The sequence below is a fragment of the Halomonas sp. SL18_1 genome (genome assembly GCF_055755715.1).
In genome coordinates this window covers 2,232,008-2,249,260 of sequence record NZ_JBVTRK010000001.1, presented here as the reverse complement: position 1 = coordinate 2,249,260, position 17,253 = coordinate 2,232,008, and the positions used below count along the sequence as shown (strand labels likewise).

Here is a 17,253-nt window from a genome sequence, read left to right as displayed (position 1 = left end):
ATCCCTATGAGCCACACCCAACGTCCCCTGACCGTCGCCTGCCCGCAATGCCAGAAGAAGGTGGCCTGGCGCGAGGACAACCCCCACCGCCCCTTCTGCAGCGAGCGCTGCAAGCTGCTCGACCTGGGCGCCTGGGCCGACGAATCCCACCGCATCGCCGGCGAGCCCGCCATGGACGAGACCAGCATCGACGAGTGGGTCGCCCGCGCCGAGCGGGACGCCGGCCAGTGAGCCTCTCCCGGGAGCGACAAGCCCCGCCCCCGGCCTCCTACCGCCTGCTGGCCGAGCTGGAGGCGGCGTTCGATGCGCTGATCGAACGCAGCGAGGCGCTGCTGGCCGCCTTTGATCGCGCCCCCGGCGAGGCCTGGGCCTTCGGGGCGCCCACCGTCGACGCCGCCTGGCTGCGCCGGGCGCTGCTCGACTTCTGGTACCAGGACGGCCAGGACGGCCGCGCCACCTCCAGCCACGTGGGCCTGGTGGCCGCCGACGAGACGCTGCTGGCGCGAGTCGCCGAGGTGAACGCCGCCAAGGCCGACTTCGCCGCCCAGCTGGCACGCATTCGCGAGCAGCATCCGCCGCTGATCGCCGAGGCCAAGGCGGTGCTGCCCTTCCGCCACCCCGAGCTACACACCCACCTGCGCGGCAGCGGCCTGGCGCGGCTGCATCTCAAGCAGTGCTGGCGGGCGATCCCGGTGGCCGAGGCGCCGGTGGCCCGGGTGCGCCTGGCCTGGTACAGCAGCGGTCGCTCGATCAAGCGGCTCAGCGTGCGCGAGGCCGAACGCAAGCTGCTGGCGCTGGACAGCGACGCCCCCCACGTGCGTATCCAGCTGCGCCGGCTGGCCGGCATCCCCGACGGCGAGCCCCTGGCCCAGGTCCAGGCCCAGGCGCCGTTGATGCGTGCCAACCTCTTCTACTGCGAGCCCCTGGAAGACGGCCGCACCCGCCGCGCCATGAACGTGGCGCTGCCGCTGTTCCTGCCTGCCCCGCGCGGGCGGCTGCCCGACCGCAACCAGCCTCCCGCCGAGCCCCCGCCCAGCGCACCCGCGCCCGGCGCAGCGACGAGCGCCTGGAAGACACCCCCTTCCTGCCCAGCCTGCGTATCTACCGCTACCGCAGCGGCTGACCAAGCGCCTCCGCCAGGCTCTCCCTTGATCCCTGTCATGCAGGGCCGGCCCAACTCCGCCATACTCCAAGGAGCGCTGGGCGCCCCACAGGGAGAGGAGACGAACGCTTGAAACCCCTTGACGTGACACAGGTTTATCGGGAGTGCCCGGAGCACGCCCTGGATTTCGAGGTGAGCAGCGAGCTCGACTCGCTGGATCTGCTCAGCGGCCAGCCTCGCGCCCGGGACGCGCTGGATTTCGGCACCGCCATGCGCAGCGAAGGCTTCAACCTCTTCGTGCTGGGCCATCCGGGTCACGGCATGCACGAGCTGGTCGGGCGCTTTCTCAGCCAGCGCTCCCAGAACGAAGCCACCCCGCCGGACCTCGCCTTCCGCTACAACTTCGACGAGCCGGCCCAGCCGCTGTGCCTGATGCTGCCCACCGGCACCGGCCGAGTGCTGCGCGCCGACCTGGAGCAGCTGGTGGAGGAGCTCGGCACGGCGATTCCCGCGGTCTTCGAGGGCGACGAGTACCAAAACCGCCTGCACGAGCTCAAGCAGGCCATGACCGAGCGCCAGCGCGATGCCATCGAGGCGGTGCGCCGCGAGGCCCGCGAGCATGACATCCTGCTGCTCTCCACCCCCAACGGCTTCACCTTCGCGCCGGCCGGCCAGGACGACAAGATGATGGCACCGGAGGAGTACGAACAGCTCCCCGACGATGACCGCGAACGCATCGAGGGCACCGTCGCGGTGCTGCAGAAGAAGCTGACCCGGGCCATTCGCCAGATGCCGCGTCTGGCGAAACAGCTACGCGAGCAGGTCAATGCCCTCAACGAGGAGATGCTGCAGTCAGCGATAGGCGCGCCCCTGGCGGAACTGGAGGAGCGCTATGCCGAGCACGAGGGCGTACTGGCGCACCTGAGCGCGATTCGCGAGGCGATCCTGCAGCACGTGGATGCCTTTATCGATGACGAGCCGGATATCCCGCCGGAGGCGGTCTTCAGCCGCTGTCAGCTCAACCTGATCGTCGACAACACCGCCTGCGAGGGGGCGCCGGTGATCTATCTCGACCTGCCCAGCCACCAGCACCTGGTGGGGCGCATCGAGCACCACGTTCACAACGGCACCCTGCTCACCGACTTCTCGCTGATCCGGGCCGGCGGCCTGCACCGAGCCAACGGCGGCTACCTGGTGGTCGACGTGCGCAGCCTGCTGCTGCAGCCCGGCGCCTGGGAGACCCTGAAGCGGGTGCTGCGGGCCGGCGAGATTCGCACCGAGTCGCTGGAGCAGGCCTACGGGCTGATCAGCACCACCAGCCTGGAACCCCAGCCGGTGCCCCTGGACCTCAAGGTGGTGCTGCTCGGCGAGCGGCTGCTCTACTACCTGCTGTGCGAGCACGATCCCGACTTTCTGGAGCTGTTCAAGGTCCAGGCCGACCTGGAGGACGAGCTGCCGCGTAGCGACGAAAACCAGCCGCTGTTCGCACGCATGGTGGCCACCCTGGCCCGGGAGTCGGCGCTGCGTCCGCTGGCCCGCAGCGGCGTGGCGGCGATGATCGAGCAGGCCAGCCGCCTGGCCGACGACCAGCAGAAGCTGACCGCTCGCCATCGTGCGCTCAGCGACCTGCTGGAGGAGGCCGACCACTGGGCCGGGGCCGCTGAGGAGGCGGTGATCGAGCGGAGCCATGTCGAGAAGGCGGTGGACCAGCAGCGCTGGCGCGCCAGCCGCCTGCGCGAGCACAGCCAGGAGCAGATCGCCCGCGGCACCCTGGCCATCGCCACCGAGGGCCGGCAGGTCGGCCAGGTGAACGGCCTGGCGGTGCTGAGCCTGGGCGACTTCCGCTTTGGCCAGCCCACCCGGATCACCGCCACCGCGCGCCCCGGCGCCGGCCAGGTGGTGGATATCGAGCGCGAATCGAAGCTCGGTGGGCGCATTCACGCCAAGGCGGTAATGATCCTGTCGCGCTGCCTGGCCAGCCGCTATGCGCCGGACACTCCGCTGTCGCTCTCCGCCAGCCTCGCCTTCGAGCAGTCCTACGGCGGCATCGAGGGCGATAGCGCCTCGGTGGCCGAGGCCTGTGCGCTGATCTCGGCCATCGCCCGGGTGCCGCTGGAGCAGGGCCTGGCGGTGACCGGCTCCATCGACCAGCACGGCCGCGTCCAGGCCGTGGGCGGGGTCAACGAGAAGATCGAGGGGTTCTTCGATATCTGCCAGGCGCGCGGGGCGCTCAACGGCCAGGGGGTGCTGCTGCCGGCCAGCAACGTCGAGCAGCTGATGCTCAGGCGCGAGGTGCGCGAGGCCATCGCCGCCGGTACCTTCCACCTCTATGCCATCGAGACCCTGGACCAGGCGCTGGCCCTGCTCAGCGACATCCCGGCCGGCGAGGCCGACGAGCGCGGCCGCTATCCCGACGGCAGCCTCAATGCCCGGGTGGTGGAGCGCCTAACGGCGTTCCACCGGGCAACGAAGCGGGAGGGCGCCGAGCAACGCGCCACTGGCGGGGCCGCGTCAGAGGATAACGAGGAGCGACGCGACCATGATTCCTGAGCCCCATGGTCCCGACGGTGTCGAGCCATCGCCCCCCGAGGCCGCCCGCGTGCTGGCGCTGCTGGATGCCTCCCGGCACAGCCTGGCGGCGCTGGCCGCGGCGGTGGAGCTGGCCAGCCGCCGCCACGCCGAGCTGGTCGCGCTCTACATCGAGGACATCGATCTGCTGACCTGTGCGGCCTACCCCTTCTCGCGGGAGATCGGCGCCCAGTCGGGGCTTGAGCGGCCGCTCTCGGTAGGCAGCCTGGAGGCCGCCATCGCCCGCCAGCTGGCGCGCATCCACCAGGCGCTGGAACAGGCCGTGGCGGGACGCGAGCTGCGTCACCGCCTGGAGGTGAGCCGCGGCCAGGTGGTCAGCGAGGCCCTGGCCAAGGCCGGCCCCGGCGATGTGCTGGTGCTGGGCAAGGCGGGCGTCACCGAGCGCTGGGGGGCACGGCTGGGCTCCACCAGCCGTCGGCTGATCCTGGAGGCCCCCTGCACGGTGCTGGTGTGGGACGAGCGCCACCCCTATCGGCGCGGGCCGCTGCGGCTGATCGAAGGCGGCCAGGCGCCGCTGTCCGCCGAAGACCTGCCCGACTGGCTAGCGGCGCTGTTCGACGGCCTGGCACCCCTGTCGCTGCGCCACGCCCGGGCGCTCGAGCGCCAACTCTACCGCGCCGACGCCGGCGGCCTGCTGCTGCACCGCCCCGAACTCACCCGGCTGCTGGAAGAAGACCCGGAACTGCTCGCCCGTATCCCCCTGCCGGTGGTGGTTGTGGCCTAGCAGCAAGGTTGGCGGATGCCGCCCTGTAGGAACGCTGCTTTGCATCGCGACTGGAGGCCGCAGGCCTCCCGGCGGGGTTGGCGAGGCAGGCGACAACCCCAACGCCGCCGACTCCGCCAGGGCGCCTGTCGGCGCCAGTCGCGACGGGGACCGGCGCTCCTGGTATGGATTGACCTGTCAAGGGTTCGGTTGTCTCTGTCGTTTGTGATCATCCTCAATGCCTTCGGATCAGGAAGCGAGGGGCTGATCAGCGACGGTGGATCTCTCTGGTATTCGTGGGTTGGGTACCGACCTGTCATCACTTCGTCGCGGAGCTGCCCTGGTCTACAAGCGAGGGTCACCCTGCCCCGGAGGGCGGGGGCCTCATAGGAGCGTCAGGGGTTCTCCCACCGGCCCGACGCTCCCTGACCCGAAGGCACTGGGACGGGAAGCTCATGCCGTGGCTCGACTGGCGTGGGGTTTGCCCATGGCCTCGCAGGCAATCGCCCACAGGAAGCCGGCCAGCTCCCGGGCCACGGCCGTCACCACCTGTTGCTTGACCTTGCCCGTGGCCGCCAGCCGGCGGTAGCGCCCACAGAGCCGCTTCTGCGCCTCCCAGGCAATCGCCTGCACCGTCGGCGAGGTCCTCTCGGCCCGCTGCTCGATGATGCGCGTCTTGCGGGCCGGGAACCGGTAGCTCCAGGCGGCCTCCACCAGCACGCGTCGTACATGCCCGTTGCCGGTCTTGGTGATGCCGCCCTGGCGTCGGCTGCCACCGCTCGAGTGCTCGCTGGGCACCAAGCCCAAGTAGGCCATCAGCTGACGAGGCGAGTCGAAGCGGCTGATGTCACCGAGCTCGGCCAGCACCGTCATCGCCGTGATCAGGCTGACACCGCGCATCGCCTGGATGGCCTCGACCACCGGGGCCAGTGACCAACTCGGCAGCGCTGTCTCCATCTGCCTCTCCAGGCCGGCCACGCGGCGCCGGGCATCGCGCACCGCCTCGATGTACTCCTGGAGCACAATCTGCTGAACCGAGGTGTCGAAGCGCACCGTTTCCAGCCAGCGGAAGTGGGCAGGAAGCCACTTGCTCTTGCCGGGATAGACCTTGCCGTGACGCAGCAGGAAGGCGTTCAGTCGCTGTCGCACCTTGAGCTCGACGGCCTTCATGTCCTCGCGGGCCCGCGTCAGGTCGCGTATCGCCTCCTGCTCCGGCGTAGGCACCCAGACGGGCGTGAGCTCCCCGGACCGCGACAGGCGCGCCAGCATCTGCGCATCGCGGCGGTCAGTCTTGACGCGATCGCCGGCGCGGCGCGGGATCAGGGTCGGGGCCACCACCTCGCAGTCATGCCCGCTGGCCTGGATCTGGTGATAGACCCCGTAGCCGCAGGGGCCAGCCTCGTAACTGAACAGCAGAGGCTGCCCAGCGAAGCGCTCGCTCAGCTGGCGAACCAGCTTGTCGATCGCCTTGGGCTCATTGGGAATCTCGCCACGAAACTCAGGGGTATGCCGCCCCGCCTCGGCGACGGACACCGCAATGCTCGCCTTGTGGACATCCAGCCCGATATAGGCGGCGTGAACGTTGCTGGCGGCGTTGACCTGCTCGGTGACGGTGCGGTCGACAACGGCTCGCTGAGTTGCGTTAGACTGTTTCATGACCTGCCTCCCTCAATAGTGGCTCTGTGTTGTTGCCTCAACCTCAACGTAACCCACGACGTTGAGGAGGGGCAGGTCAATCCATCATGTCTACAAGGCCAGCAAACGCCGCGTTGTAGGAGCATCTTTAGATCGCGACTGGAGGCCGCAGGCCTCCCGGCGGGGTTGCTAACGCCGGCGGAGACCTCAAGCGCCGCCGCTTCTGTCAAGGCGCCTATCGGCGCCAGTCGCGACGGAAACCGGCGCTCCTACAGACGAAACTTTCTAATGTAGGAACATCTTCAGATCCGGTCCGACGCTTCGGCGACTGGAGGCCGCAGGCCTCCCGGCGGCGTTGCCGAGGCAGGCGACAACCCCAACACCACCGCCTCCGCCTGGGCGCCTATCGGCGCCAGTCGCGACGCAGAGTCGGGACGCCGAACCGGGCGCTCCTACAGCCGAAACTCTCTAATGTAGGAACATCTTCAGATCCGGTCCGACGCTTCGGCGACTGGAGGCGCAGCCTCCCGGCGGGGTTGCCGAGGCAGGCGATAACACCAACGCCGACGCCTCCTCCAGGGCGCTCCTAAAGCGGTACACCAAGACAATTACATACAGCGCTGGCCAAGGCCTACAACCAGAACCGTTTATCACCTACGGACACATTAGCCATACGAAATATTCTGAATCAAGGCACCCAACATGAGCCTTCAGAATGATAACGCCAGGTGTGCGCGCACTCAGAACAGGCCGTCGCTCCATTCCCGGCCACTATTACCACATTACGCTCGTGACACGGCGTCGCTACCCATTCTTTGAAGATTTTCACACCGCCTGCAAAGCGTGCCGTACATTTTCAATTTCCACCCTGGCAACTCAATGCGAGACACTATCTTTTGTCGTCATGCCCGATCACGTCCATTGGCTACTGCAGTTGAACGGCAATCTGGCGCATGCGGTCCGGCTATATAAGTCCCATGTGTCGATGTCGGTCGGGCTGCGGGTATGGAATGCCGGGTATTACGACCGCGCCCTGCGCTCCGACGAGGATGTTCGGGCCGTGGCCCGCTATATCGTCGCCAATCCGTTAAGGGCACGGCTGGTGGACAATATTGGAGATTATCCCTATTGGGATGCGATATGGCTCGATCGATGAGTGGTCTTGCGTTGGCGGACATGGTCGGCCTCCGCCTGGGCGCCTATCGGCGCCAGTCGCGACGGAAACTCGGGGCGCCGAATCGGTCGCTCCTACAAGGTTGGCGGCTACCGCACTGTAGGAGCGCTGCTTTGCATCGCGACTGGAGGCGCAGCCTCCCGGCGGGGTTGCCAACGCTGGCGATAGCCCCAACGCTGGCGATAAGCCCAACGCCGACGCCTCCGCCAGGGCGCCTATCGGCGCCAGTCGCGACGCAGAGCGGCGCTCCAACAAGCGTAACTCCCTGATGTAGGAGCATCTTCAGATCGCAACTGGAGGCCGCAGGCCTCCCGGCGGTGTTGCCGACGTGGCCGATAACCGCTGCCGTTGCCGCCTACGCCAGATCCCGCATCAGCAGCGCGTACTCGATGCGCTCCGGCGCGATGGCTTCGCCGGGCACCGGCAGGCGCACCACATGGCCCGAACCGGGGGCGGCGCTCACCGATTCGCCGCGCTTGTTCTCGAGGTGTTCGAGCACGAAGCGACGGTTGCCGCCGGGTAGCATCAGCTCCATGCCGTCGCCCACCTCGAAGCGGTTCTTGACGTCCACTTCCAGCACGCCGCGGTCGGGGTGGTAGCCGATCACCTCGCCGACGAACTGCTGATGCACCCCCACCGAGTTGCCGCGCTCGTAGTTCTGATACTCGTCGTGGACGTGACGCCGGTAGAAGCCCTCCGTGTAGCCGCGGTTGGCCAGGTTGTCGAGCTCGTCCATCAGGCGCATGTCGAAGGGGCGACCCGCCACGGCGTCGTCGATGGCGCGGCGGTAGACCTGAGCGGTGCGGGCCACGTAGTAGTGGGACTTGGTGCGCCCCTCGATCTTCAGCGAGGTCACACCCATCTCGGTGAGCCGCGGGACGTGCTGCACGGCGCGCAGGTCCTTGGAGTTCATGATGTAGGTGCCGTGCTCGTCCTCGAAGATCGGCATCAGCTCGCCGGGGCGAGTGGCGTCCTCGATCAGCGCCGAGAGCTCATCCTGGCCCTCCCGGCCTCCCGCGGTGGCGGTGCTGTGGGTGGTGCTGCCGCCCCCGGAAGCGATCAGGCCGCCAGGCTGCCCTTCCCCGGCGTCCAGACGCCGCTGCCCGAATGGGCCGCCGCCGAGTTGGCCGGCACCAGGTCGCCGGTCTCGTCGTGGGCGGCGGCCACGGTGTTGTACTGCCAGCGACAGGCGTTGGTGCAGGTGCCCTGGTTGGGGTCGCGGTGATTGAAGTAGCCGGAGAGCAGGCAGCGCCCGGAGTAGGCGATGCACAGCGCGCCGTGGACGAAGGTCTCGATCTCGAGGTCGGGGCACTCGGCGCGGATCTCGGCGATCTCCTCCAGCGACAGCTCCCGGGACAGGATGATGCGGCTGATGCCCTGGCGCTGCCAGAATTTCGCCGCCGCCCAGTTGACCACGTTGGACTGCACCGAGAGATGGATCTCCTGATCGGGCCAGCGCTCACGGATCATCATGATCAGCCCCGGATCGGACATGATCAGGGCGTCGGGGCCGGCTTCGATCACCGGTTCCATGTCCCGCAGGTAGGTCTTGAGCTTGCTGTTGTGCGGCGCGATATTCGAGGCCACGTAGAACTGCTTGCCCCGCTCGTGGGCGTAGGCGATGCCCTTGTGCAGGTTGGCGATCTTGAAGTCGTTGTTGCGCACGCGCAGCGAGTAGCGGGGCTGGCCGGCATAGACGGCGTCGGCACCGTAGGCGAAGGCGTAGCGCATGTTCTTGAACGTCCCCGCCGGGGAGAGCAGTTCGGGAGCTTGCATAGGAGGTCACCGTTGTCAGGACGATGGCGCCAGGGGCGCTGAAAATGAGGTTCTTCGCACTTTAGCGTGAACATGTCTGGCAGGTTTATTGGTGGGAGGCCGCGGTTCGACGTCTCGACTCTGACGGCGGCGACGCTTCGACGAAGGCGCCGTAGGCGCCCCATGGGTAGCGCTGCGCGCTACTTCGCGAGCTGAAAGCTCCCTCCCACAAAGCCAGTTCACGCCAGTCTGCGATGAACCAAAAATGAAGGGGACTAGTATAGCAGCGCCGAGCGCCAATGGCTGCTATGGAAGGTGCCGCAGGCACCCCTTTATTGCCGCCGCTACGCGACGGTTCGCCCGATGAATCGGCCTCCCACAATGGAAGATGGCGCCACCCCGACCTTTGTGGGAGCTGGGCTCTGCCCGGCGAATGGAGCCCGAAGGGCTCCCAGCGGCTATAGCGAGCCCTTGACCAGCCGTGCACTTGTCTTTCCGGTCAAGTAGAATATGGCCCCTGCCGGACCGGACCCCGGCCTTTCCAAATTCTCCGACACGAGCTACCCCATGACAGTAACAACTCCCGACCCGGCGGCCGGCCGCGCCACCGTGGTGATCTACTCCGGCGGCATGGACTCCTTCACCGTGCTGCACCGCGCCCTGCGCGAGGGCCGCGAGGTCCACGCCCTCTCCTTCGACTACGGCCAGCGCCACGCCCGCGAACTCGAGGTGGCCGCCCGGGTCTGTCGCGAGCTGGGCGTGCCCCACCAGGTGGTGGACATTCGCGCCATCCACGGGCTTATCGACAACTCGGCGCTGACCGACGCCAGCCGCGAGATGCCCGACGGCGACTACGCCGAGGACAATCTCACTGCCACGGTGGTGCCCAACCGCAATATGATCCTGCTGTCACTGGCCATCGCCAAGGCGGTGAACATCGGCGCCGACCGGGTCGACTATGGCGCCCACGGTGGCGACCATGTGCTCTACCCGGACTGCCGCCCCGAGTTCGTCGAGGCGATGAATGCCGTGGCCGGCATCGCCAACTTTGAGTCCGTCGAGCTCCACGCCCCTACCTGCGGTCGAGCAAGGCCGAGATCCTCGCCGACGGCCTGGCCATGGGCCTGGACTACGCCGACACCTGGACCTGCTACCTGGGCGAGGCCCTGGCCTGCGGTCGCTGCGGCAGCTGCCGGGAGCGACTGGCGGCCTTTGCCGCCAACGACGCCGTCGACCCCATCGGCTATGCCCGGCGGCCAGACGCCGATGCCGACGCCGCCACGGGAGAGCACTGATGTATCACGTCAAGGAGGCCTTCTATACGCTTCAGGGGGAAGGCGGCCAGGCGGGGCGCGCCAGCGTGTTCTGCCGCTTCACCGGCTGCAACCTCTGGTCGGGCCGCGAGCAGGATCGCGCCTTGGCGGCCTGCACCTTCTGCGATACCGACTTCGTCGGCACCGATGGCCAGAACGGCGGGCGCTTCGCCACCGCCGAGGCGCTGGCCGACCACCTCACGGCGCTGTGGCCCGACCAAGACGGCGTGGCCACCCCCTATGTGGTGTTCACCGGCGGCGAGCCGCTGCTGCAGCTCGACGAGACGCTAATCCGCGCCATGCACGCCCGGGGCTTCGAGGTGGCCGTGGAGACCAACGGCACCCTGCCCGCGCCCCCCGGCATTGATTGGCTATGCGTCAGCCCCAAGGGCGCCAGCGAGCTTACCATCACCGCCGGCGACGAACTCAAGCTGGTCTATCCCCAGGCCGAAGCGCCGCCGGCGCGCTTCGCCGGGCTCGACTTCGCCCACTTCTTCCTGCAGCCCATGGACACCGGCCCGCTGGGCGAGCCCGGCGCCCGCATGGCCGAGACCGTGGCCTACTGCCTGGCTCACCCCCAGTGGCGACTGTCGCTGCAGACCCACAAGATCGCGGGGATCGACTGATGACGCTATTCGTCAATCGCCTGACCCAGCTGGATGTCTCGCTGTGGTGCCCCCGCCGCGGGCTGATCGGCGCCAGCTGGCTGGTCGACGCCGAGCTCGACGGCGAGCTGGGCGAGGACGGCATGCTGTTCGATTTCGGCGAGGTGAAGCCCTGGATCAAGTCGCGCCTGGACGCCGGCGCCGATCATACCCTCCTGATTCCCATCCGAGCGCCGGGGCTCACCGTCAGCGACTGCGCCGAAGGGCTCTGCGTGCGCACTACCCAGCCCTACGCCATGGAGATCCGCGCCCCGCGCCAGGCCTTCACCCTGCTGCCCTGGGAGGCGATCACCCCGCAGCGCCTGGCTGGGCACCTCGGCGAGACCCTGAGCCGCCAGCCTCCCGAGCGGGTCGAGGCCATTCGCCTGACGCTGCGCGACGAGGCGATCGACGGCGCCGCCTACACCTACAGCCACGGGCTGCGCCGCCATGTCGGCAACTGTCAGCGGATCGCCCACGGCCACCGATCGCGGCTGCATATCTGGCAGGGCGGAGTGCGCATGCCCGAGCTGGAGGCCGACTGGGCCGAGCGCCTGGCGGATACCTACCTGGTGGATGCCGCGGATATCGTGGCGGAAACGGAGCCGAGCTTCCCGCCCCGGCTCACTACCCGCTACCGTTCCGCCCAGGGCCGCTTCTTCCTGCGCCTGCCGGCCAGCCGCTGCCATACGCTGCCAACCCCCACCACCGTGGAGCATATCGCCCGCTGGCTAGCCGAGGGGATCGCCGCCGAAACCGGGCATGCCACCCGGGTACAGGCCTTCGAGGGGGTCGACAAGGGCGCCATCGCGGAAGCGACGCCGTGAGCGAGGGCTGCCGGCCGGGCTGCGGCGCCTGCTGCATCGCCCCTTCGATCAGCTCGCCGATTCCCGGCATGCCCCAGGGCAAGCCGGCCGGCGAGCGCTGCGTGCAGCTGGACGACGCCAACCTCTGCCGGCTGTTCGGCGACCCGCGCCGCCCGGCGGTATGCGCGGCCTTCACCTTCGAGCGCGCGCTGTGCGGCGAGCACCGCGACCAGGCGCTCTCGCGCATCGCCGCCCTGGAGCTCGCCACCTGATCTGAGGCGGCCTCGCCGCCGCACCGGGCCACCCCACTCAGCCTCGCCCAAGCGGCCGCCCCCCAACGCAGGGGGCGGCCGCACGGACGGGGCTGAACGGGCTCAGCCTTCGATATCGGCGGGACGCGGCAGGCGACGGTCGAGCAGGGTGTGCCAGCGCACCAGCACCGGGGCGTCGCTGTGGCTCACCTCGCCGAGCAGGGTGCGGAAGGCGTCCCGCGCCGCGGCATCGTGGCTGTCGACCAGGGTCAACCAGGCCTCCAGGGCACAAAGCTGCTGATGGCGATTCTCGTGCTGGCGGGCGAACGTCAGGGCCTGCTCCACCAGCAGGCGCACCTCGTGGCGCGGATGCCCCAGGCGGTGGCGCACCGTGGCCAGCTGCAGCGCCAGCTCGGGCACGAACAGGGTGCTGCGCTCGCGGGCAATCATCAGGCACTGATCCAGGTAGTCCTCGGCGTGGACCAGCTGGCCCAGCGCCATGCAGGCGTCGCTGTACCACAGCGCGGGGCGGTGGTAGCGATCCCGCCCGGTGATCTCGCTGAGCTCCTCCAGCGCCACTTCGATCTTCTCCAAGCCGTCGCGGTCCCCGGAGAGCGCCCGGCGCCAGCCGAGCACGCCCTGGGCGGAGACCTGCCAGAGGTGCAGGTCCGGGGTCTCGGTCAGCGCCACCGCCTGCTCGGCGCGCCGCGCGGCGAGGTGCACATGCCCCAGCTGCCGGTAGAGCGCGGCGGCGAACAGCAGCGCCATGGCCAGCGACCCGGGGTGGCCGATGCGCTCGGCCAGGCGAATTGCCGACTCCACCTGCTGCTCGGCGCGGCGGTAGTCGCCGCGCAGGCAGAGCGCCCAGCCCTGGAAGCAGGCGGCGGCCACCTGGGGATGCTCGGAGAACGGCAGCCACTCGATGGTCATGGGCTGCTCGAGGGGGTTGATCTCGTCGAGGTGCTCGTAGGCCTGGCTGATGCGCCCCGCCCAGTATTCGCAGTTGGCCCGGGCGTAGTCGGCCAGCCGCCGGTAGCGCGGGTCGTCGAGCCGGCTGGCGATGTCGGCCAGCCGGGCGGCCAGCGAGAAGGCGTCGGCGTGGGCGTGGCGCTGGCTGCAGCCCACCCACAGGCCCCACTTGACCAGGAAGGCCTGCTCCAGGTCGTCGTTCTCCTCGCCGCTGCAGCTCTCCAGGGTGACCAGCAGCTCGCGGGCGCGCACGAAGCTCTCGTGGGCGGTGGGCGAGCCGTGCCCTTCCAGGGCGAAGGCGGCCTGGCCGCGCACGGTCAGCAGGCTGATCTCGCGCTCGGCCTGCTCCTCCACGTGGCGCAGACTGGCCAGCCCGAAGTCGGCCATCTTCAGCGCGGTGCGGTTGGCGCTGACCTTGAGCGCTTCCCGCGCCGCCAGCTCGAAGTAGCGGGCGCCGCGGGCGTAGTGGCCGCTGCGCCGCAGGTGGGTGGCAAAGTCGCCGGGATGCCGACCGATCCACATCGGGAAGCGCTCCTCGATGAGGCTGACCACCTGGCGATGGATACGCACCCGCACGTCGCGGGGACAGGAGAGATAGGCGGCCTCCTGCAGCAGCTGATGGCTGAACTGGTACTCGCGACCGCCCTCCTCAGCGCCCACCGGCTCGATGATCTCCAGGCGGCGCATCTGCTCCAGGGCGCGGTTGAGCCGCGGCAGCTCCCAGCCGCTGCACTCGGTGAGAAAGTCGAGCCGGAAGCGACGCCCCAGCACCGCCGCCACATGGGCGACCTCGCGGTCGCCGTCGAGCTGGTCGATGCGGCTGGCGAGCAGGCCCAACAGGCCGCGGGGCAGCTCGTCGAGGTGCACGCTGCGCCCTTCGCGGCGGTCCATCTCCAGGCGCCGGCAGATCTCCTGCATGTAGAGCGGCACGCCGTCGCAGCGCTCGATGATCTGCCCACGCAGGCGGGGGCTGAGGTGCAGGCGATAGCGGCGCGCCAGCTGGGAGAGCAGCCGCGAGGACTGCATGGCATCCAGGTGGCCGAGGGTGACCTGCTGGTCCCAGTGCAGCCGGCTGGGCAGCGCTTCGCGGCCATGGTGGCTGGCCACCAGCAGGAAAGCGCAGTTGATGGGCAGACGCGCCTGGAGGCCCGCCAGCACCCGGAAGGAGGGCTCGTCGAGCCACTGCAGGTCGTCGATCATCAGCACCAGGGTGCGCTCGGCGGCCTGGCGCTCGATGACCCGGCACAGCAGCGCCACCACCAGCTCGGCGGCCTCGCCGCTCTTGGCCAGTCGCGCCCCCTCGGGGGACTCGCGCACCCCCAGGGCCTCTTCCAGCAGCGCTCGCTGGTCGTCGTCAAGGCGCATCTCCGCCTGCTCGGCGAGCAGGTCGGCCAGCGCCTCGGCGTCGAGCTCCCCTTCCAGCCGCCAGCGCAGCAGGGTGCGCGCCACGCCATAGGGTTCGAGTACCGACAGGCGAGTGGTGGGCTGCCAGCAGATGGAGGCGTCCCGACTCAGCTCGAGCTGGCGGAAGCCGACCATCAGCGCCGACTTACCCATGCCCGAGGCGCCGCGTACCAGCACGCTCTGACGCAGGCCGATGCCGGCACGGGCCAGGGCGTCGCGCAGGATGCGCAGCGACGCCTCGCGGCCGACCAGGCTGGGCGGCATGGCGTCACGCCCGCCCTCGTTGTGCCCCAGCACCAAGGCGCGCAGCCGCACCCGGCCGTCGCTGGCCACCAGCCGCGAGGCCAGCCGCGGCTGCAGGTCCAGCGCCGGCGGCATGTGCTGGCTGGCCTCCTGGGAGATCACCAGCTCGCTGCCCTCGGCGGCGCTCATGAGTTCCAGCGAGCCCTGGGTGACCTGCCCAGCGGGTCGACCAGCTGACGCTCGGGAAGATAGACCACCCGGCCGCTATTGAGACCGGCGGCCAGTTCGATACGCGGCGGCTCGTCCTCGCCGCTCCAGTGGCGGGCGATCTCGTCGGGCAGCACGCGGCGACAGTGTTCGTAGAGGGCGACCAGCTCGGCCAGCTGATGGGCCGGGCCGTGGGTGCCGAAACAGGCCAGCCCCAGCCCGCCGGTGGCGCCGGGGAGCCAGAAGCCGCCCAGGTGGTGGCACTGTTGCTCCAGCCAGCGCATCAGTTCGATCTGCAGGGCCAGGCTGGCGCGGGTCTCGTCGCGGGCGGAAAGCTCGCCCTTGAGGCGCAGGCGAATGGCCATCACCGAGAGCTGGCGCTGCTCGATCTCGTCTTCGCGCAGGGGCGTGCTGTCAGCGGCCAGGGCCCGGGAGAAGGCGCCCTGGGGCGACAGCCCCTGCAGGTCCGGCTTGCCGTCGGACCAGTAGCGGGCCAGCTGCAGGAAGGCCGGCTCGGGCTGCTGACCGGATAGGGCCAGCAGCTGCAGATAGGCATTGTACTGCTCGTGGGCAGCGGCCAGCTGGCCCTGGTCGGCGAGCTGGCGCACCAGCCGCTCGTGGAAGGGGCCATAGCCGGAGAAGCGGCTGACCAGCGCCTGGAGCAGCGCGTCGGGAACATCGTCGTGGCGCTCCAGCACCCCTTCGGCGAAGCGGATCACCCGCTGGCGCCACTCGTTGCGCAGCTGCACCAGCCAGCGTTGGAACTCGGTGCAGGCCGGCAGCTGCAGCTCCTCGACCAGATCCCCACGATAGCGCTCCAGCAGCCGCTCCAGGGTAGCGACATCCTGGGACCCCTCGAGCAGCCGCTGCAGCTCGTGGAGGTCGAAGCGCCAGGCCTCGGGGAGGCGAAAGGCGATGGTCTGGCGCGATACCACCAGCACCCGCTCGGCCTCCTCGCCCAGCGACTGGCGCAGGCAGTGCAAGGCGTGGCGCAGGTTGGTGCGCCCGGAAGAGAGCCCCTGGTCCGGCCACAACAGTTCGGCCAGGCTGGCCCGATTGACCGGCTGGCTATGCAGCAGTAGATAGACCAGCAGCGCCTTGACCTTGTCGTAGCTGAACTGGGTCAGGACGTCATCGCCCAGGGTCAGCGAGAAGTGGCCGAACAGCGCCAGCTGATCCACATCACGGTGTTGCACGTCGTCGCAAGCGTCCTGCATGTTGGAGTCCTGCATGGCAAGCGGCGGCCTCAGGCCGGCACGCCACTATGGAAACGAAACGCCGTATCCGGCGTGACTATCAGCTCTGCCTCGCATTCGGCGAAGAAGGCCACCCGCTCGTCGATGGCGGCCGGGGCCTGCTGACGGGCCAGCATCAGGTAGTCCTCGTAATGACGCCCTTCCGACTTAACCAGACTGCGATAGAACTTGGCAAGTTCAGCATCCAGGTGCGGAATCAGCCGCGCGAAGCGTTCGCAGCTACGCGCCTCGATCAAGGCGCCGATGATCAGGATATCGACCAGGCGCTCAGGATCTTTAGGCCTTACGTGGCGCCTGAGCCCCTCGGCATAGCGTGAAGCGCTGAGATGCCGGTAGCGAATGCCGCGGCTCTCCATCAGCTTGACCACCTGCTCGAAGTGCAGCAGCTCCTCGCGGGCGAGCTGCGACATCTTGGTCAGCAGCAGCGGCTGGTCCACGTAGCGATAGAGCAGGCTCATGGCGGTGGAGGCCGCCTTCTTCTCGCACTGAGCGTGATCGATCAGCAGCAGTTCGGGGTTGTCCAGCGCCCAGCCGATCCAGGCATCCGGGGTGCGGCAGCCCAGGAAGTCGAGCATACCGGGCGGCAGCAGCGCCTCGACGGAACTGCCCGGCTCGGCAGATAGGAGGGGCTCTTGCATGGCGGCTCCAGCGCTTGTCGGGGTGTCGGTCGGGGGCGCCTGCGCCTGGCGGCGCGACTCGGCGGCGGCGCACAGGGCCTGGCTCAGGCCGGCATGCAGGGCGGCGGCATCCAGCCCCTCTCCCGGCCCGCGGGCCGCCAGGCCGTAGCGCGACAGGTCACGGATGCGTTCGCGCCCGACCCGCAGCAGCTCCACCGCCCGGGACAAGGGCGGCTGCTCGGGGCGCACGCGGACGCGATGGCGCTCGATCTGGGCGTTCAATCGCTCGGGTCCGTCACCGCCAGCCATTCGCCGACCACCGCCTCGCGCAGGGAGTCGAGCTCGACCATGCGCGAGGCCCGCTCAGGCTCATCGAAGGCCAGCCAGTCGGTGATCTCGGTGTCGCTGCGCTGACACCCCCGGCAGACGCTGTCGCCCAGTGCGGTGGAGCAGACCCCCACGCAGGGTGACACGATTTTGGCAGACATATTCATACTCTCGTTCGAGGACATCATGGTACCGCGCGGGGCGCTCGATCACACCCTCCGTGTCGCCGCTTTTCAGCGCCGCCGACCAAAGTTCAAG

General features: G+C 69.1%; 10 protein-coding genes and 4 pseudogenes. 9 read left to right on the top strand and 5 right to left on the bottom strand.

Features of this window, described 5'->3' with window-relative positions; genetic code table 11:
- Positions 1-6: 6 nt before the first annotated feature.
- From yacG to ACSJDS_RS11390, 4 genes and pseudogenes are all read left to right on the top strand, one after another.
- Complete coding sequence (yacG, locus tag ACSJDS_RS11405; RefSeq protein ID WP_473033372.1) at positions 7-231, top strand: DNA gyrase inhibitor YacG; 225 nt, start codon at positions 7-9, stop codon at positions 229-231.
- Positions 228-1,123 (top strand): annotated as a pseudogene (locus ACSJDS_RS11400) (DNA replication terminus site-binding protein). Before yacG ends, ACSJDS_RS11400 begins: the two are co-directional and overlap by 4 nt.
- A gap of 108 nt (positions 1,124-1,231) precedes the next feature.
- Entirely contained in the window at positions 1,232-3,652 is a 2,421-nt protein-coding gene (locus tag ACSJDS_RS11395) for a Lon protease family protein (protein WP_473033371.1), read from the top strand.
- On the top strand, positions 3,642-4,415 hold the full coding sequence (locus ACSJDS_RS11390; protein WP_473033370.1) for a universal stress protein: 774 nt from the start codon (positions 3,642-3,644) through the stop codon (positions 4,413-4,415). The genes ACSJDS_RS11395 and ACSJDS_RS11390 overlap by 11 nt, the downstream gene beginning before the upstream one ends.
- Positions 4,416-4,847: 432 nt before the next feature.
- On the opposite strand, the gene ACSJDS_RS11385 is transcribed toward ACSJDS_RS11390, so the two are convergent.
- Positions 4,848-6,050, bottom strand: a complete 1,203-nt coding sequence (locus tag ACSJDS_RS11385; RefSeq protein ID WP_473032606.1) for an IS110 family RNA-guided transposase — start codon at positions 6,048-6,050, stop codon at positions 4,848-4,850.
- 694 nt (positions 6,051-6,744) lie between these two features.
- Between ACSJDS_RS11385 and ACSJDS_RS11380 the strand changes: the two genes are divergently transcribed.
- Positions 6,745-7,185 (top strand): REP-associated tyrosine transposase, encoded by a 441-nt coding sequence (locus tag ACSJDS_RS11380; protein WP_473033369.1) that lies wholly within the window; start codon positions 6,745-6,747, stop codon positions 7,183-7,185.
- A gap of 373 nt (positions 7,186-7,558) precedes the next feature.
- Here the strand turns inward: ACSJDS_RS11380 and trhP are convergent.
- A pseudogene (gene trhP, locus ACSJDS_RS11375) lies at positions 7,559-8,979 on the bottom strand (prephenate-dependent tRNA uridine(34) hydroxylase TrhP).
- 546 nt (positions 8,980-9,525) lie between these two features.
- Between trhP and queC the strand changes: the two are divergent.
- From queC to ACSJDS_RS11355, 4 genes and pseudogenes are all read left to right on the top strand, one after another.
- Positions 9,526-10,253: pseudogene (queC, locus tag ACSJDS_RS11370) on the top strand (7-cyano-7-deazaguanine synthase QueC).
- Positions 10,253-10,897, top strand: coding sequence for a 7-carboxy-7-deazaguanine synthase (queE, locus tag ACSJDS_RS11365; protein ID WP_473033368.1), 645 nt, complete (start codon positions 10,253-10,255; stop codon positions 10,895-10,897). Before queC ends, queE begins: the two are co-directional and overlap by 1 nt.
- A complete protein-coding gene (locus ACSJDS_RS11360; RefSeq protein WP_473033367.1) occupies positions 10,897-11,742 on the top strand; it encodes a 6-carboxytetrahydropterin synthase in 846 nt (281 codons plus the stop codon). Before queE ends, ACSJDS_RS11360 begins: the two co-directional genes overlap by 1 nt.
- The gene (locus ACSJDS_RS11355; protein ID WP_473033366.1) at positions 11,739-11,993 is read left to right on the top strand and encodes a YkgJ family cysteine cluster protein; all 255 of its coding nucleotides are present in this window, start codon (positions 11,739-11,741) and stop codon (positions 11,991-11,993) included. The genes ACSJDS_RS11360 and ACSJDS_RS11355 overlap by 4 nt, the downstream gene beginning before the upstream one ends.
- 102 nt (positions 11,994-12,095) lie before the next feature.
- Here the strand turns inward: ACSJDS_RS11355 and ACSJDS_RS11350 are convergent.
- From ACSJDS_RS11350 to ACSJDS_RS11340, 3 genes and pseudogenes are all read right to left on the bottom strand, one after another.
- Positions 12,096-16,012, bottom strand: a pseudogene (locus ACSJDS_RS11350) (AAA family ATPase).
- A gap of 29 nt (positions 16,013-16,041) precedes the next feature.
- Complete coding sequence (locus ACSJDS_RS11345; protein ID WP_473035024.1) at positions 16,042-16,626, bottom strand: MiaE family protein; 585 nt, start codon at positions 16,624-16,626, stop codon at positions 16,042-16,044.
- Between the two features lie 320 nt (positions 16,627-16,946).
- A complete protein-coding gene (locus ACSJDS_RS11340; RefSeq protein WP_473033365.1) occupies positions 16,947-17,156 on the bottom strand; it encodes a DUF1289 domain-containing protein in 210 nt (69 codons plus the stop codon).
- Positions 17,157-17,253: the final 97 nt, after the last annotated feature.

Excerpts from the sequence above, each read along its gene's own strand:
- ACSJDS_RS11385 (WP_473032606.1), bottom strand. The coding sequence starts at position 6,050 with ATGAAACAGTCTAACGCAACTCAGCGAGCCGTTGTCGACCGCACCGTC.
- queE (WP_473033368.1), top strand. The coding sequence starts at position 10,253 with ATGTATCACGTCAAGGAGGCCTTCTATACGCTTCAGGGGGAAGGCGGC.
- ACSJDS_RS11340 (WP_473033365.1), bottom strand. The coding sequence starts at position 17,156 with ATGTCTGCCAAAATCGTGTCACCCTGCGTGGGGGTCTGCTCCACCGCA.
- ACSJDS_RS11380 (WP_473033369.1), top strand. The coding sequence starts at position 6,745 with ATGATAACGCCAGGTGTGCGCGCACTCAGAACAGGCCGTCGCTCCATT.
- ACSJDS_RS11390 (WP_473033370.1), top strand. The coding sequence starts at position 3,642 with ATGATTCCTGAGCCCCATGGTCCCGACGGTGTCGAGCCATCGCCCCCC.
- ACSJDS_RS11345 (WP_473035024.1), bottom strand. The coding sequence starts at position 16,626 with ATGCTCGACTTCCTGGGCTGCCGCACCCCGGATGCCTGGATCGGCTGG.
- ACSJDS_RS11360 (WP_473033367.1), top strand. The coding sequence starts at position 10,897 with ATGACGCTATTCGTCAATCGCCTGACCCAGCTGGATGTCTCGCTGTGG.
- yacG (WP_473033372.1), top strand. The coding sequence starts at position 7 with ATGAGCCACACCCAACGTCCCCTGACCGTCGCCTGCCCGCAATGCCAG.